The 14,437-nt window shown below is 64.9% G+C and carries 13 protein-coding genes; 5 read left to right on the top strand and 8 right to left on the bottom strand.

Annotated features, from left to right (window positions below):
- Positions 1 to 87: 87 nt before the first annotated feature.
- Positions 88 to 1,899, top strand: coding sequence for an ABC transporter ATP-binding protein (locus XH92_RS16725; protein ID WP_194460173.1), 1,812 nt, complete (start codon positions 88 to 90; stop codon positions 1,897 to 1,899).
- Between the two features lie 102 nt (positions 1,900 to 2,001).
- On the opposite strand, the gene XH92_RS16720 is transcribed toward XH92_RS16725, so the two are convergent.
- Positions 2,002 to 3,189: a dipeptidase gene (locus XH92_RS16720; protein ID WP_194460172.1), complete on the bottom strand. Its 1,188-nt coding sequence runs from the start codon at positions 3,187 to 3,189 to the stop codon at positions 2,002 to 2,004.
- A gap of 153 nt (positions 3,190 to 3,342) precedes the next feature.
- Between XH92_RS16720 and XH92_RS16715 the strand changes: the two genes are divergently transcribed.
- The gene (locus tag XH92_RS16715; RefSeq protein ID WP_194460171.1) at positions 3,343 to 4,044 is read left to right on the top strand and encodes a fumarylacetoacetate hydrolase family protein; all 702 of its coding nucleotides are present in this window, start codon (positions 3,343 to 3,345) and stop codon (positions 4,042 to 4,044) included.
- A 62-nt stretch (positions 4,045 to 4,106) separates the two neighbouring features.
- Here XH92_RS16715 and XH92_RS16710 read toward each other — a convergent pair whose 3' ends face one another.
- Together XH92_RS16710 and XH92_RS16705 are read right to left on the bottom strand one after the other, a co-directional pair.
- Complete coding sequence (locus tag XH92_RS16710; protein WP_194460170.1) at positions 4,107 to 4,373, bottom strand: hypothetical protein; 267 nt, start codon at positions 4,371 to 4,373, stop codon at positions 4,107 to 4,109.
- Positions 4,374 to 4,550: 177 nt separating this feature from the next.
- The gene (locus XH92_RS16705; protein WP_194460169.1) at positions 4,551 to 4,784 is read right to left on the bottom strand and encodes a hypothetical protein; all 234 of its coding nucleotides are present in this window, start codon (positions 4,782 to 4,784) and stop codon (positions 4,551 to 4,553) included.
- Positions 4,785 to 4,995: 211 nt separating this feature from the next.
- On the opposite strand from XH92_RS16705, the gene XH92_RS16700 reads away from it, so the two are divergent.
- The gene (locus tag XH92_RS16700) at positions 4,996 to 5,256 is read left to right on the top strand and encodes a hypothetical protein (protein WP_246788459.1); all 261 of its coding nucleotides are present in this window, start codon (positions 4,996 to 4,998) and stop codon (positions 5,254 to 5,256) included.
- A gap of 87 nt (positions 5,257 to 5,343) precedes the next feature.
- Here the strand turns inward: XH92_RS16700 and XH92_RS16695 are convergent, their stop codons facing one another.
- The 4 genes from XH92_RS16695 to XH92_RS16680 all read right to left on the bottom strand — a co-directional run bounded on the left by XH92_RS16695 (position 5,344) and on the right by XH92_RS16680 (position 10,971).
- Positions 5,344 to 5,721, bottom strand: coding sequence for an SPW repeat protein (locus tag XH92_RS16695; RefSeq protein WP_246788458.1), 378 nt, complete (start codon positions 5,719 to 5,721; stop codon positions 5,344 to 5,346).
- Between the two features lie 19 nt (positions 5,722 to 5,740).
- Positions 5,741 to 7,087, bottom strand: coding sequence for an MFS transporter (locus XH92_RS16690; protein WP_194460167.1), 1,347 nt, complete (start codon positions 7,085 to 7,087; stop codon positions 5,741 to 5,743).
- A gap of 185 nt (positions 7,088 to 7,272) precedes the next feature.
- Entirely contained in the window at positions 7,273 to 8,955 is a 1,683-nt protein-coding gene (ggt, locus tag XH92_RS16685) for a gamma-glutamyltransferase (RefSeq protein WP_194460166.1), read from the bottom strand.
- A 318-nt stretch (positions 8,956 to 9,273) separates the two neighbouring features.
- Complete coding sequence (locus XH92_RS16680; RefSeq protein WP_194460165.1) at positions 9,274 to 10,971, bottom strand: NAD-dependent malic enzyme; 1,698 nt, start codon at positions 10,969 to 10,971, stop codon at positions 9,274 to 9,276.
- Positions 10,972 to 11,430: 459 nt separating this feature from the next.
- Here XH92_RS16680 and XH92_RS16675 point away from each other — a divergent pair, with 459 nt between their 5' ends.
- Together XH92_RS16675 and XH92_RS16670 are read left to right on the top strand one after the other, a co-directional pair.
- A complete protein-coding gene (locus tag XH92_RS16675; RefSeq protein ID WP_246788457.1) occupies positions 11,431 to 12,738 on the top strand; it encodes an MFS transporter in 1,308 nt (435 codons plus the stop codon).
- A gap of 268 nt (positions 12,739 to 13,006) precedes the next feature.
- Positions 13,007 to 13,162 carry a hypothetical protein gene (locus tag XH92_RS16670; protein WP_167350189.1) on the top strand — a complete coding sequence of 52 codons (156 nt, stop codon included), beginning with the start codon at positions 13,007 to 13,009 and terminating at the stop codon, positions 13,160 to 13,162.
- Positions 13,163 to 13,250: 88 nt separating this feature from the next.
- Here the strand turns inward: XH92_RS16670 and XH92_RS16665 are convergent, their stop codons facing one another.
- Positions 13,251 to 14,180, bottom strand: coding sequence for an aspartyl/asparaginyl beta-hydroxylase domain-containing protein (locus XH92_RS16665; protein ID WP_194460163.1), 930 nt, complete (start codon positions 14,178 to 14,180; stop codon positions 13,251 to 13,253).
- Positions 14,181 to 14,437: the final 257 nt, after the last annotated feature.

Below are 14,437 nucleotides of genomic sequence, written 5' to 3'. Positions count from 1 at the left end.
GTTATTATACTTGAAAAAGCCCCGCCAAGCGGGCAAGGAGGTCCGCAACCCTGACGGCCGGCACGGCCCGCCGTCAATGGAACGCGGATGGCTCAGTTTCCAAAGAAAATTACCGACGATCCCTATGGCGCGGCGATCCTGATTCGCCGTCTGGTCACGGAACAGGGGATCACCTACTGGCGGCGCTATCTGACGGCGTTCGCCCTGATGGCCGTTGCCGCCGGCTCGACGGCCGGCGCTACCTACGTGCTCGGCCAGGTGATCAACCAGGCCTATGTCGACAAGAACATCCCCGGCATCGCCATGTTCGCCGGCATCACCGTGGTGCTGCTGTTCATCAAGGGCGTGGCGACCTACGGCCACATGGTGATCCTGTCGAAGATCAGCAACGCCATCCTGGCACGGAACCAGCGGCAATTGTTCGCCAAGCTGATGAGCGAGAGCATCGGCTTCTTCTCGCAGCGGCACTCGTCGGAGTTCCTGGCGCGGCTCACCGCCGGCGCCAAGTCGATCACCGACGTGCTCAACATGCTGGTCAATGCGATCGGCCGCGACTTTCTGATGCTGATCAGTATGCTCGCGGTCATGGTCTGGCAGGACCCGCTGATGTCGTTCATCGGGCTCGTGGCGGTGCCGCCGGCGATGCTGATGCTGCGCAGGCTGGTGAAGCGGATCAAGGGGCTCGCCTACAACCAGTTCACCGGCACCGCCGACATCATGGAGACGATGCAGGAATCGCTGCAGGGCATCCGCACCGTGAAGGCGTTCACGCTGGAAGACACCATGCAGCAGCGGATCGACGAGAACATCGCGATCGTCGAGCGCAACGCCAACAAGATGGCACGCGTCGCCAACCGCTCCAATCCGCTGATGGAGATGCTCGGCGGCTTCGCGGTCGCCGGCTGCCTGATGTACGGCGGCTACAGCGTGGTGGCGCTCGGCTCCACGCCGGGCCAGTTCTTCACCTTCCTGACCGCCTTTCTGATGGCGACCGAGCCGGCCAAGCGGCTGGCGCGGCTCAACATCGACCTCAACAGCCAGCTGGTCGGCGCGCGGATGCTGCTCGAGGTCGTCGACAGCCCGGCGAGCGAGCAGGCCGACGACGACAAGCCGGCGCTCAAGCTCTCCGACGCGCGGATCGAACTGCGCGACGTCAGCTTCGCCTATCGGCCCGGCGAGCCGGTGCTGAACCGGATGAGCTTCACAGCTGAGCCCGGCAAGGTCACCGCGCTGGTCGGCCCCTCCGGCGGCGGCAAGTCGACGGTGCTCGCTTTGCTGCTGCGCTTCTACGAGACGCGCGAGGGCGAGATCCTGATCGACGGACAGTCGATCTCGCAGGTGTCGCGCAAGTCGCTGCGCCAGCAGACCGCCTATGTCGGCCAGGACGTCTATCTGTTCCGCGACACCATCCGCGCCAACATCGCCTTCGGCAAGCTGGGCGCCACCGAGGCCGAGATCATCGACGCCGCCAAGGCGGCCTGCGCGCACGACTTCATCATGAGCTTCCCGCTCGGCTACGATACCCCGGTCGGCGAGCACGGCACCCAACTGTCCGGCGGCCAGCGCCAGCGCATCGCGGTCGCCCGCGCGCTGATCAAGAACGCGCCGATCATCCTGCTCGACGAGGCCACCGCCGCGCTCGATTCGGAGTCCGAGAAGCAGGTGCAGGAGGCGATCGAGCATCTCTGCCAGGGCCGCACCACGATCGTGATCGCGCACCGCCTGCACACCATCATGCATGCCGATGCGATCCTGGTGGTCGAGGGCGGCGAGATCGTCGAGCGCGGGCGTCACGAGGAGCTGCTGCGCCGCGGCGGCCGCTACGCCTCGTTCTTCCGCCTGCAGCACCACCACGACCCGTCGCCGCTGGCGCTGGCGCCGATCAGCGCCGCCGGCTAGAGCGTTTTTGAGCGAAGTGGAATTTCGGTTCGCGTGAAGAAAACGCGTCAAGAAAAGAATTTAGAGCTGCGTTTCGGCTCTATCGGAACGCAGCTCTAAGGCTCATCCCTTCGCGTCCTTTGCGACAATGCCTGCGCGCAGCACGCGCAGGACGTTGCCGCCCATGACCTTGCGGATTTCGTCCTCGGAGAACCCGCTCGACAGCAGCGCCTGGGTCACGGCGGCAATCCCGCCCGCATCGAATCCCGTGGTGGTCGAGCCGTCGAAATCCGAGCCGAGGCCGACATGGTCGATCCCGACCAGGTCGCGGACATGGGCAATCGCGCGTGCGACATTGTTCGGGTCGAGCGAACAGACCGCACCTTGCCAGAAGCCGATGCCGACCACGCCGCCGGTCCGCGCGACACCCCTGACCTCGTCGTCGGTGAGATTGCGGTTGACCTTGCAGGTCGCCTGAACCCCGCCATGGCTCGAGACCACCGGGCGCGTCGCCATCGCCAGCACGTCGGCGACCGCAGCATGGCTCGCATGGGCGAGATCGACGATCATGCCCTTCGCCTCCATCCGCTGCACCACCTGCCGGCCGAGCGGCGTCAATCCGCCCTTGGCCACGCCGTGCATCGAGCCCGCGACATCATTGTCGAAGAAGTGCGCAAGGCCCGCCATCCTGAATCCGGCGGCGTAGAGCACGTCGAGATTATCGATGTTGCCCTCGAGATCCTGCAGGCCCTCGATCGAGAGCATTCCGCCAACCACCGTCATGCCGCTCTTGCGGTCCGCGAGCAGGCGGTCGATGTCGGCCGGTGTCGTGATCACGCGAAGCCGTCCGGCGGACTTGTCGGCGAAGCTGTGCAGTTTCTCGGCATGCCATAGCGAGCGCTGCAGCAACGAGAACCACGTCCGCATCGGCTGCAGATCGATGATGGCGAGGTTCGTGATCGTGTCGGTGTCGCCGGCGTTGGCATCGTAGTTCTGGCCCTTGGGCGATTTGGTGACCGACGAGAACACCTGCAGCGCGTAGTGGCCCTCGATCAGACGCGGCAGATCGATATGACCGCGATCCGATCGCGCGATCAGGTTGCGCTTCCACAACAGGCTGTCCGCATGCATGTCGGCGACGTCGAGCGTCGCCTGCAAGGCCTGCGCGGCCGGCGTGATGCCCACGGCAACGTGCTGGACCTTGTTCTGCCCACGGTCGATCCGTTCCGGGGCCACCACAAAGAACCGAACGGCGGCGGCGAACACGACCGCGACAACCAAGGCAAGGCCGATCGAAAGCCACCTCCGCATCGGCATCACCGCTCTCGCTGGCCAAGGGCGGCCGCGCTCGGCGGAAAGCTGACCTCACGTCTGCGTCTGAAGCAGCCGCAGCCCCTAGCCGCCAGCGCCGTAACCGCGTAAATACGGCCCGCGCTCCCTCCCTCAACCCTCCGGGACCCGTTCATGAACGCTGCCTCCACCGTCATTCCGCTTCCCCCGCAGCCCTCGCTCCCCGTCGTCGGCGAATCCGGCAGCTATCCGGTCCGCCGCATCTGGTGCGTCGGCCGCAACTATCTCGAGCATATCAGGGAGATGGGCAATGACGAGCGGGCGCCGCCATTCTTCTTCGGCAAGCATGCCGACATGCTGGTGCCTGATGGTGCGACGATCCCCTACCCGCCACTGACCAAGGACCTGCATCATGAGGTCGAGCTGGTGGTGGCGATGAAGAGCGGCGGGCTCAACATTCCCGCCGACAAGGCGCTCGAGCATGTCTACGGCTATGCCGTCGGCATCGACCTGACCCGCCGCGACCTGCAGATCGCCTCGCGCAAGAAGGAGCGGCCCTGGGAGATCGGCAAGTCGTTCGACTATTCCGCGCCCTGCTCCGCGATCCAGCCGGCCTCGAAGATCGGCCACCCCGCGAGCGGCAAGATCTGGCTCACCGTCAACGGCAAGGAAGCGCAGAAGGGCGACCTCACCGAATTGATCTGGAACGTGCCTGAGATCATCTGGCAGCTCTCGCAGCAGGTGAAGCTCGCCGCCGGCGACATCATCATGACCGGCACGCCCGCCGGCGTCTCGCAGCTGCAAGTGGGCGACAAGCTCGAATGCGGCGTCGACGGCGTCGGCACGCTGAAGGTTTCGATCGGCAAGCCGGAGTAGTCTCCGGATCCGATCCGCCAGCACACCGTGGCCCCGAACCTTGTTCGGGGCCGTTTGCTTTTTCAGAATTGCTCGTGGCCGGGATGGTTGGGATCGCCCAAATACCCGCCGCCGCCGCTGCCGCCGGCACTGTCACCGCTGTAATCAGTTCCGAGATAGGGCGGCGGATCGACCGGCTGGCGATGCGGGCCGCCTGAACCGCCCGGGGGCAGTTTCGCGCCCACCATCTTCGGCGGCGCCATGGGAAGCCTGCCCGCTTGTGCTGAGCCCAGCGCGGCAACGCCGAACGCGACAACGGCAGCGAAAGCAATCAGCGAATTGCGTGTCATGCGACGCCTCCTTGAACTCGGGCCGGGCACCATGCGCCAGCTCCGACGCCGCACTCTTCGCACGATCGCAGCAGCCCGCCTGTGAGGTGGGTCACGCTCGATCCCGGCCGCATCCCGACGACCCCGCATGCCCGGGAAGCCCCGGACCGGAGGTCCGGGGCTTTCCGCTGCGCGTGGTCAGCGCATCGTGCCGGGCATGCAGGGCGGCTCGGTGAAGGGCGCGGTCGCGAACGATCCGACGTTCGGCGCGCGCACGCAGTCAGTCGTCTTGCTGCTGACCGGTGTCGTCGTCGTTGTCGTCATCGAAGCATGGGCGCGCCGCGCCGCAGCATTGTTGCTGGCGGCGGACGCCTGAGCCGAGAACGCTGCTGCCGCAACCAGGGCAAGCGTCACGAAGGTCAATTTGGTCATTGGGGTTTCTCCGCACGTGGATGAAGCCGACCAAGCTCGGCTCCTGTGACCAATGACTGTGGGCGCCGAATAATTATTTCATCACGCGTGATCACCGAACCGCGAGCGCCTGATCACTGATCACGTTCGATGGACCGGGGAATACCGGAACGATAGGGGCACTCCATTTCATCAAGGCCGCGCACGCGGCGATGACTGTATGGAGATTTTCATGAGCGATCTTCCGCGACTCGGCTTGGCTGCAATCCTGACCGCGGCCATGGCGAGTTCTTGCCTTGCACAGTCGGTGGTCCAGGAGCCCGGCGTCTACGCATCAAACGAGACCACGACGCGGCCATGGTTGGCGCCGGTCGGTCATCGCCAGCCGCGCGCCGCCGACATTCCGGCAGCGGCGGCGTCATCGCAGCAGATCATCGACCAGGAAGATGCCATCGTCGATCGCAAGATCAGAGGCATTTGCCGCGGTTGCTAGAGCATGATCCGGAAAAGTGCGAAGCGGTTTTCCGAAAAGATCATGCTCAAAGGAAGAGAGCCGAGCCCCGCTCGCGCGGGGCAAGTGCTAGTGCCGTTCGACGGCCTGCGGCGCCGCCGGACCGAGATGCGTCTTCTCGTATTCGAGCCACAGCTCGAGCAGCGCCATGAACGCGACCACCGCACCCGCCGCGATGGCAAAATGCATCGCGCGGGTATGCGTGAAGCCAAGCAGCCAGGGCGAGGCAATCAGCCAGCATCCGACGAACAGATTGATCCATTCCTCCCAGATCGAGAACGCGACGATCGCCGCCAGCGACATGACCGCGATTGCCGCGCCGCTGATCCTGAGATCGATCGCCGCGGTCGGATTGGCCTGCACGAACAGCCACGGCGCAGCGAGCAGGAAGATCGCTGCGGCGAGGTTATAGAGATCGAGCGCCGATTCCTTTCGCCATTTCATCATCTGCTGCTCCATTGCTGTCTCAAGCCCGACGTTCATGCGCGCCGGCCGCATTGATGTCCTTGCCGGTGAAGTCGGTCATCAGCGCGGTCGCAACCAGCGTGATGACGGCGCAGAGCGCGATGTAGATCGCGATCGCGATCCACGAATGATAGGTGCCGAACAGCCACGCCGCGATCAGCGGCGCCGGACCGCCGGCGATCACGGACGCGAGCTGGTAGCCGAGCGAGGCGCCGCTGTAGCGCAGGCGACCGGTAAAGCTCTCTGCGATCAGGGCCGCCTGCGGGCCGTACTGCATGTCGTGCGGAATCAGCGACAGGAAGATCGCGAGGAAGATGATCGTTTCCGATCCGGTGTTAAGCATCGCGAAGTAGATGAAGCCGAACACGCCGGTCACGGCAGCGCCGATCATGTACATGTTCTTGCGGCCGATCTGATCGGAGATGTGCCCGCACAGCGGGATCGAGACGAACGACAGCACCGAGGCCGCGAGCACCGCGGTCAGCAGGAAGTCGCGCGACACGTGCAGCGTTCCGACGCCGTAGGAGAACACGAAGGCGGTGAAGATGTAGAACGGCGCCTGCTCGGACATCCGCGCGAAGGCGGACAACAGGATCTCCTTCGGATGATCGCGGATCACCGTCAGCATCGGCGTGCGGTCGAGCTGACGCTCGGCCAGCAGCCTGCTGAACACGGGCGTTTCCAGGATGCCGAGCCGGATGTAGAGGCCGACGCCGACCAGGACGATGCTGAGGGCAAACGGAACGCGCCAGCCCCAGGCCAGGAACTGGTCGCCCGACATCTGGCTGAACGCCAGCACGGCGAGATTGGCGAGGAACAGCCCGCAGGGCACGCCGAATTGCGGCCATGACGCGATCAGGCCGCGCGAGCGATCATTGCGCGCCCATTCCATCGACATCAGCACCGAGCCGCCCCATTCGCCACCGACGCCGACGCCCTGGATGAAGCGCAGCACGGTGAGGATCACCGCGCCCCAGATCCCGATGCTGGAATAGGTCGGCACCAATGCCACCGCCGCGGTCGCGAGGCCCATCAACAGCAGCGTCGCGATCAGCGTCGACTTGCGGCCGATGCGGTCGCCATAGTGGCCGAAGATCGCAGCGCCGATCGGCCGCGCGATGAAGCCGACCGCATAGATCGCGAAGGCTTCCAGCGTGCCGACCCAGGGATCGGAATGCGGAAAGAACAGCTTTGCGAACACCAGGCCAGTGACGGTGCTGTAGAGGAAGAAGTCATACCATTCGATCGCGGTCCCGACCGTGGAGGCGATGACCGCGCGGCGCAGCTGGAGCTGATGTTCGGATGGCGAGAGTTGGTTGGCGTCGAGTGTCGGGCCGAGCGTTACCATGGGAGCGTCTCCCTCGGACAAGCCCCCGGATGGATTTCGACCGTTCGGGTCGTTTGAGTACGAACGACATCGCGGCGCCGAAGGTTCCATCGTAATGGAACGCGGGGCCTAGAACTTTAGTCGGCCCGGGCGCCTGGATGCGCCCGTCGGCCGCCGCGCAGGTCCGTCACGTGTCGCGCTTCGTCTCATGACAGCCCGAGGGCGCGCCCGTCGCTGCGCGGATCATGCGCCCCGGTGATGCTTCCGTCGGCGTCGATCCGGATCGCGCCCGGATGCCCCGCGAGCGGGCTCTGGGCCGGAATCAGACCCATCTCGTGGCCTCGCTCGGCGAGTGCCCTGAAGACCTCTTCACCGGCGTCCTTCTCCAGCTTCAGGCTGTCGCGTGAATCGGAGAACGTCTTGCCGAGCAGGAAGCGCGGCCGCGACAGCGCGGTGAGCGGATCCATGTTGTAGTCGATCAACCTGGTCAGCACCGCCGCGAGCGTCTGCGGCTGGCCATCGGCCCCTTGGGTGCCGTACAGCAGATGCGGCCGTCCGCCCTTGAGGTACATTCCGGGATTGAGCGTGTGGAACGGCCGCTTGCCCGGCTTGAGGCAGTTGGGGCTGGCCGGGTCGAGATTGAACGAAGCGCCGCGATTGTGCCAGATGATGCCGGTGTTGCCGGCCACCATGCCGCTTCCCCAATCGTAATAGACGGTCTGCAGCATGCTGACGCAATTGCCGTCCCGATCGGTCGCCGCGAGATAGACCGTGTCGCCCTTCTTGAACACATGTGGCCACGGCATCGCCTTCTCCAGGCTGATCGCCTTGGCGCGGGCGTCGAGGTAGCTCGCCGATAGCAGCTGATTGACCGGAACGTCGACGAATTCCGGATCGCCGATATAGCGGTTGCGGTCGATGAAGGCCTGCTTCACCGCTTCGACCAGCAGGTGATAGTAGTCCGCGCTCCCTTCCGGATATTTCGCAAGCTCGAAGCGGTCGAGGATGCCCATGATTTCGAGCGTCGTGAGACCTTGCGTCGGCGGGCGCAGCCCGAGCAGTTCTCCGCCGCGATAGCCGACCCGCAACGGCGTCTCGTCGCGGGCGCGGCAACGCGCGAGGTCATCGGCGGTCAGCGGCGAGCCGATCTGCTTCAGTCCGGCCGCGACGCGTGCGGCGAGCTTTCCTTCATAGAAATCGCGCCCGCCGTTTGCCGCCAGCATCTCCAGCGATTTCGCAAGCTCAGGCTGGAGCAGCGGCTCGCCGATTTCAGGCATCCGCCCGCCAGGCATGAAGATGCGCCGGATGTCGGGCCAATCCTTCAGGTTGTTCGCTTCCATGTCCTGCCAGAAGCGTTGCGACGGCGTGACCGGGAATCCCTTGCTGGCGTATTCGATCGGGCGCGCGAACAGCGACGCCCAGCTGTGCTTTCCTGCCCAGGACTTGCGGCTGAAATCGAACGCCTGGTCCCAGACGTCGACGGTCGTCGCCGCGGTCAGCGCCGACCCTGGCCCACGGACCGGCACCGAGCCGCTGTAGTTCGGCAGGTTCAGCGCGGCCTGACCTACGCCGGACAGCGTCCGCACATTGCCCTTGCGGTCACTGATCACCATGAAGCTGTCGCCGCCGAGGCCGCTGAAATGCGGATAGGTCACGCACAGCGTGGCGCCGATGGCGATGACGGCCTCGATCGCATTGCCGCCTTTGCGCAGCACCTCGAGCCCTGCCTGCGTTGCAAGCTCGTGCGGGCTCGTCACCATGCCCGTCTTCGATCGCGCCAGCGCGCCCGTAGTGTCGAGAGCCCGGAGCGGTCTCGGCGTCGCCGCGGCAACCGCCGTGAGCATGGACCCGACCAGCAACTCCCTGCGCGACAAGCCAAGATTGGCCATTGTCCTCCCCCTCGTTTTTCCTTGTTGCGTCGACCTCGTTCTGCCGTCGCGCGCTGCGGACACCGCACGACATCCAAATCCCCAAGGATCGACGCTGGCATTTGGTATACCAATACTGAAGGAAACTCTTACTTCGGTCAAGCCGCGGCATGGGGGAAGTAGCGGCCCTCCCGGCCCTGTCATCGAAGGGGCTTGTCTGGCACCGGTCGGTCGATGCAGGTCGGCGAAGCCGCCTTGCCGCTTGCGGCGGGCCGGATGAGATCGTTGACGAAGCACACCGAGCGGAAGCTGCCGCTCGAGGCCATGCGATGTGCGGCTCTAGGCCCGATCGCTGCGCCGATACCGCACGTAGCGGGGCGTCCAGACCTTGGCCTGGATGCGTGCCTCGACCTGATCGATCGGAATATCCTTGGCGAGCCCTTCCTTGTGCGCCTGCAGCGCGACCGCCAATGCAACCGTCAGCGACACATCACGCAGCGCGCTGACCGGCGGCAGCAGATTGTGCTTTGGGTTGTTGCGGGCTGGCGAGACGCTCGCCAGCGCCTTGGCGGCGGCCATGAACATCCCGTCGCTGACCCGGCTCGCGCCGACCGCGAGCGCGCCGACGCCGACACCCGGGAAGATGTAGGAGTTGTTGGTCTGATCGACCTTGAAACGCGCGCCGTCGCGCGTGATCGGCGGGAACGGGCTGCCGACGCCGATCAGCGCCCGCCCCTCGGTCCAGGCTTCGATGTCGGAGGGCGTCGCCTCCTCGCGCGAGGTCGGATTCGACAGCGGGAAGATCACCGGCCGCTGGTTGCACTCGGCCATCGCGCGGACGATCGGCTCGGAGAACGCGCCGGCCTGGCCGGAAACGCCGATCAGAACGGTCGGCCTGGCGTTGCGCACGACGTCGAGCAGCGCGATCTTGTCGGGATGGCTGAGCTGCCAGCCCGCGATCGCCTGCTTGCTCTGCACGAACGGCAGCTGGAACGGGGCGAGCCCGCTCATGCCTTCGAGCAGCAGCCCGTCGCGGTCGACCATGAAGAAGCGTTTCGCGGCCTCGCTTTCGGACAGGCCGGCATCGATCATCGCCGCGCGGATCAGGCTGGCGATGCCGCAGCCGGCCGAGCCAGCGCCGAACACCGCGACACGCTGCTCGGTCAGCGGCACGCCGGTGACGTTAATGGCCGAGAGCAAGGCGCCGGTCGCGACCGCCGCGGTACCCTGAATGTCGTCGTTGAAGGTCAGGAGCCGGTCGCGATAGCGCTCGAGCATCCGCGTCGCGTTGTTCTTGGCGAAGTCCTCCCATTGCAGCAGGACGCGCGGCCAGCGCTTCACCACCGCGGAGACGAACGCCTCGATGAAGTCGTCATATTGCTGACCGCGGACGCGCTCGTTGCGCCAGCCGATATAGAGCGGATCGGCCAGGCAGTCCGGATTGTCGGTGCCGACATCGAGCATGATCGGCAGCGTGGTCGCCGGGTGCAGGCCGCCGCAGCCGGTGTAGAGCGCGAGCTTGCCGATCGGGATGCCCATGCCGCCAGCGCCCTGGTCGCCGAGGCCGAGGATGCGCTCGCCGTCGGTGACGACGATCGCCTCGACGTGATCGAAGCGCGGATGGGCGAAGATGCGGTCGATCCGGTGCTGGTGCGGAATGCTGAGGAACAGCCCGCGCGGCTTGCGAAACAACCGGCTGAATTTCTGGCAACCCTCGCCGACCGTCGGCGTGTAGACGATCGGCAACAGCTCTTCCAGGTTGCCGACCAGGAGCGCGTAGAACAGCGTCTCGTTGGTGTCCTGCAGTTCGCGCAGGAAGGCATAGCGCTCGATGTCGGTCTCGTAGCCGCGCAGCGCCTCGAGACGGCGCGAGACCTGCTCGTCCAGCGTCAGGATATTTGGCGGCAGCAGGCCATGCAGGTCGAACGCCTCGCGCTCGGCCTCGGAGAACGCGGTGCCCTTGTTCAACTGCGGATCGGCCAACAGCTCGTAACCGCTCAGTGCAGTCGTCGCAAAAGCTCCAGTAGTCTCCGACATGAGAAGGCCTTTCGATACGGAATCCGGATCGGGACTGTAGCACTTCGATGCGAGCGACCGGAACCCGAACCTGCCCTTCTCGCCAAGTTCTTATCGGGCCGTGAGGCCGGATCGATTGCCTCGCAGCCATTGGTGACAGCGCGATGACGCCGGTGCCGATGCCCGGATTACATGCATCCGCCACGCAACCGTCATGCATCGTCAGATCAGGGCCGATCACATCGCGAGAGCGTGATCGATCGACGACACGACGACGCTCGGCAGACGCGCGGTTCACGCCTCTTGCTCATATCAGTCGCGCAGCGGCGTTCAGGAACCGCGGCCCGCTCCATGTCAAAATCGCAACGCAGGCTGCGCAACTTCCGTTGTGGTTCGACGCCACACACGTCGATACTGTCCGGCAAAAATCACGGTGAGGAAAAACGAATCATGTCGGGAATCGAGCTTGCGACGCCACGTATGAAATCGATTCAGCGCGTCGCGCTGGCTCTGCTGGTCGTTGCAGGGGTCGTCAACTACATCGATCGCGCGACCCTCGCAGTTGCGAATCCGCTGATCCGCGAGGAACTCGGGTTGTCGATTGCGGATATGGGCTACCTGCTGTCGGCTTTCCTCTGGGCTTACGCGTTCTCGCAGCTCCCCACCGGTGCGATGGTCGACCGGCTGGGTCCGCGCCTGCTTCTCGCTATGGGCCTCAGCCTGTGGTCGTTCGCGCAGCTCATCGGCGGGCTGGTGCAGAATTTCGGCCAGTTCTTCGGGGCCCGCGTCCTGCTCGGAGTTGGCGAGGCCCCGCAATTTCCGACCGGCGCGCGCGTGGTCCGCGACTGGTTCAATCAGCGCGACCGGGGGCTTGCGACCGGCGTGTTCAATTGCGCGTCATCGCTCGGCACGGCGATTGCCGTGCCGCTGCTGACCTACCTGATGCTGACGTTCGGCTGGCGCGCAATGTTCGTGATCATGGGCATCGCCGGCCTCGTCGTCGCCGCCTGCTGGTATGCGCTCTATCGCAACCCCGAGCAGGTCGCGCTCACGGCGCACGAGAACGCCTACCGGACGCAAGGCGATCCGCCCGGTCAGCGCACCAAGGTCACGTTCCGCGACTGGTCGCTGTTGTTCCGCTTCCGCACCACCTGGGGCATGATCTTCGGCTATTTCGGCTGCATCTACCTGACCTGGATCTACACCGCCTGGCTGCCGGGTTATCTCGAGATCGAACGCCATATGAGCGTGAAATACACCGGATGGGCTGCCGCGGTGCCGTTCGCCTGCGGTGTCGTCGGCGGCGTCATCGGCGGATACATCGCCGACATGCTGGTGCGCCGCGGCGTCGAGCCGCTCAAGAGCCGGCGCTACCCGGCCGCAATCTCGCTGCTTGGAACGGCCGCCTGCACGGTGGCTGCCGCCTATGTCGAGAGCAACGCACTGGCGATCGCCTTCATCTCGATCTCGCTATTCCTGGTCTATGTGACCAGCACCTGCGCCTGGGCCTTGAGCTCGGTGGCGGTCCCGACCAATTGCACCGCCTCGATCGGCTCGGTGCAGAATTTCGGCGGGTATCTCGGCGGCGCGCTGGCGCCGACCGTGACCGGCCTGATCGTGCAGAAGACCGGCTCGTTCGTGCCGGCGCTCGTCGGCGGGGCCTTGATTGGCGTGGTCTCGGCGGGATGCTATCTGTTCATCGTCGACCAGCCGATCACGGCCGCCGACATGGATGCCGCTTCGGACGCCATCGGTTCACTTGGCGTTGGCGCCAATCGGGAGCCGTAGTTAGTTCCAAGCAAGGCAGGGGAGACATCACGGTCGGGCTGAGGATCAGCGCGTCCACAGCATACCTTGGTATACCGCTCTCATTCCTTGTCATGCCCCGTGCTGACGCGCGTACAGTTGAGCGGTGGCGAGCGATTCTTAAACTCGCAGCTGCTCCAACGAATGCATTGGAGTTCCGTGATCGGGATCACTGCTCCAAAGCGTGAGTCGTGAGACGATCGCGAGACGCAATGCCAACTGGAACGCGGGTTCTGCGAGGAACACTCAGATGATCGTCAACATTCAGAAGCTGGATGGCCTGTGGCACCTCATCGTCGGATCGTGCAAGATCCGAACTCCGTTCCTGGAGACCCAGGACCGGGAGTGGGTCGTGGCCTACGCCAGGCGAGTCTACCCCGGCGCCAAGGTTTTCGAACGCGACTGATACGGTTGCACCACGCAGCTCACGCCCCAGACAAAAAGCCCCGGATCGCTCCGGGGCTTTTGCTTTCTACGCGGCAATGCCGCTGCCTTCAGCGCAGCGCCGACACCACGATCAGGCCGAGGATCAGCGCGGTCACGGAATACTTCAGCGTGTAGTACACGTTCCGATTCCACTCCTTGACCTTGCGGCTGGCGAGATGGATCTCGTAGAGCTTGCCGAACACCTTGTTCAGCGCGCCGACATGCTCGCCGTCGACGTTCTGGGTGGCCGATGCCTTGACGATGTTGTGGCTGACCCAGCGATTCATCCTGGTCATGAAGCCGTACTTCATCGGGCGCTCGACGTCGCAGAACAGGATGATGCGGTTGACGTCGGTCTTGTTCTCGGCGCTGTGGATGAAGGTCTCGTCGAACATGAAGGCCTCGCCGTCGCGCCAGACGCATTCGACGCCGTCGACCAGGATGCGGCACTCATTCGAGTTCGGCGTGACGAGGCCCAGGTGATAGCGCAGCGAGCCGGCGAAAGGATCGCGATGCGCGCCCAGCTTGCCGCCGGGCGGCAGCATCGCGAACATCGCGCCGTGCACGTTCGGGATCGAATTCAACAGCTCCACCGTCTTCGGGCACAGCGTGCGCGCCGACGGCAGGAAGTCGTCGTACCATTTCAGATAGAACCGCTTCCAGCCGCTCTTGAAGAACGAATAGAAGCCCCAGTCGTTGTTCTTGGCCGCGGCGCGGATGAAGCCCTCGTCGAACAGGCGCGTGGCCTCGTCGCGGATCGTCTCCCAATTATCGGAGAGCTTCTTGAGCTCGGGAAACTGCTCGACCGGGATCACCGGCGTGTTGGGCACCGCGGAGCCCGCATACATCAGCACGTTGTAGGGCGCGAGGTAGGTCGAGTGATCGCCGAGCTGGCGGGCGAAGCGCAACCGCTGCTTGCCGCGGAAGTGTACGTAGAGCGTAGAGGCCACCAGCACGTAGAGAATAACGAGCTGCGGCGCGAAGAGCTGTCTCAACATGATCCGTCTATGATCGCGGCCCGCCGATGCTCTCCATGCACCGCCCCGTAGCAGCCTGAACCCTCGATGGGCGGCTTAGCCCCGGGCGGCGAAGCGCAACGCCGTCCGCGAAAATTCCCCTGTTTCAACGTGACTTGGCACTGCCGCAAGCTCTGGCGTGGGCCGAAGCCGTGCTGCCGTGCCATCCCGGTTGAGCCATGTAAGCGTCTGCTCACCAAATGTGAAGCGCCGCCTCATTCGAGGCGGCCGCTGTGTGG

The sequence above is a fragment of the Bradyrhizobium sp. CCBAU 53421 genome, assembly GCF_015291625.1.
Classification (GTDB): Bacteria; Pseudomonadota; Alphaproteobacteria; order Rhizobiales; family Xanthobacteraceae; genus Bradyrhizobium.
Note: the sequence above shows the minus strand (reverse complement) of the source record. Positions and strands in the feature narration are given on the sequence as shown.

Excerpts from the sequence above, each read along its gene's own strand:
- XH92_RS16665 (WP_194460163.1), bottom strand. The coding sequence starts at position 14,180 with ATGTTGAGACAGCTCTTCGCGCCGCAGCTCGTTATTCTCTACGTGCTG.
- XH92_RS16705 (WP_194460169.1), bottom strand. The coding sequence starts at position 4,784 with ATGACCAAATTGACCTTCGTGACGCTTGCCCTGGTTGCGGCAGCAGCG.
- XH92_RS16690 (WP_194460167.1), bottom strand. The coding sequence starts at position 7,087 with ATGGTAACGCTCGGCCCGACACTCGACGCCAACCAACTCTCGCCATCC.
- XH92_RS16710 (WP_194460170.1), bottom strand. The coding sequence starts at position 4,373 with ATGACACGCAATTCGCTGATTGCTTTCGCTGCCGTTGTCGCGTTCGGC.
- XH92_RS16695 (WP_246788458.1), bottom strand. The coding sequence starts at position 5,721 with ATGATGAAATGGCGAAAGGAATCGGCGCTCGATCTCTATAACCTCGCC.
- XH92_RS16725 (WP_194460173.1), top strand. The coding sequence starts at position 88 with ATGGCTCAGTTTCCAAAGAAAATTACCGACGATCCCTATGGCGCGGCG.
- ggt (WP_194460166.1), bottom strand. The coding sequence starts at position 8,955 with ATGGCCAATCTTGGCTTGTCGCGCAGGGAGTTGCTGGTCGGGTCCATG.
- XH92_RS16680 (WP_194460165.1), bottom strand. The coding sequence starts at position 10,971 with ATGTCGGAGACTACTGGAGCTTTTGCGACGACTGCACTGAGCGGTTAC.
- XH92_RS16715 (WP_194460171.1), top strand. The coding sequence starts at position 3,343 with ATGAACGCTGCCTCCACCGTCATTCCGCTTCCCCCGCAGCCCTCGCTC.
- XH92_RS16670 (WP_167350189.1), top strand. The coding sequence starts at position 13,007 with ATGATCGTCAACATTCAGAAGCTGGATGGCCTGTGGCACCTCATCGTC.
- XH92_RS16675 (WP_246788457.1), top strand. The coding sequence starts at position 11,431 with ATGAAATCGATTCAGCGCGTCGCGCTGGCTCTGCTGGTCGTTGCAGGG.
- XH92_RS16720 (WP_194460172.1), bottom strand. The coding sequence starts at position 3,189 with ATGCGGAGGTGGCTTTCGATCGGCCTTGCCTTGGTTGTCGCGGTCGTG.
- XH92_RS16700 (WP_246788459.1), top strand. The coding sequence starts at position 4,996 with ATGAGCGATCTTCCGCGACTCGGCTTGGCTGCAATCCTGACCGCGGCC.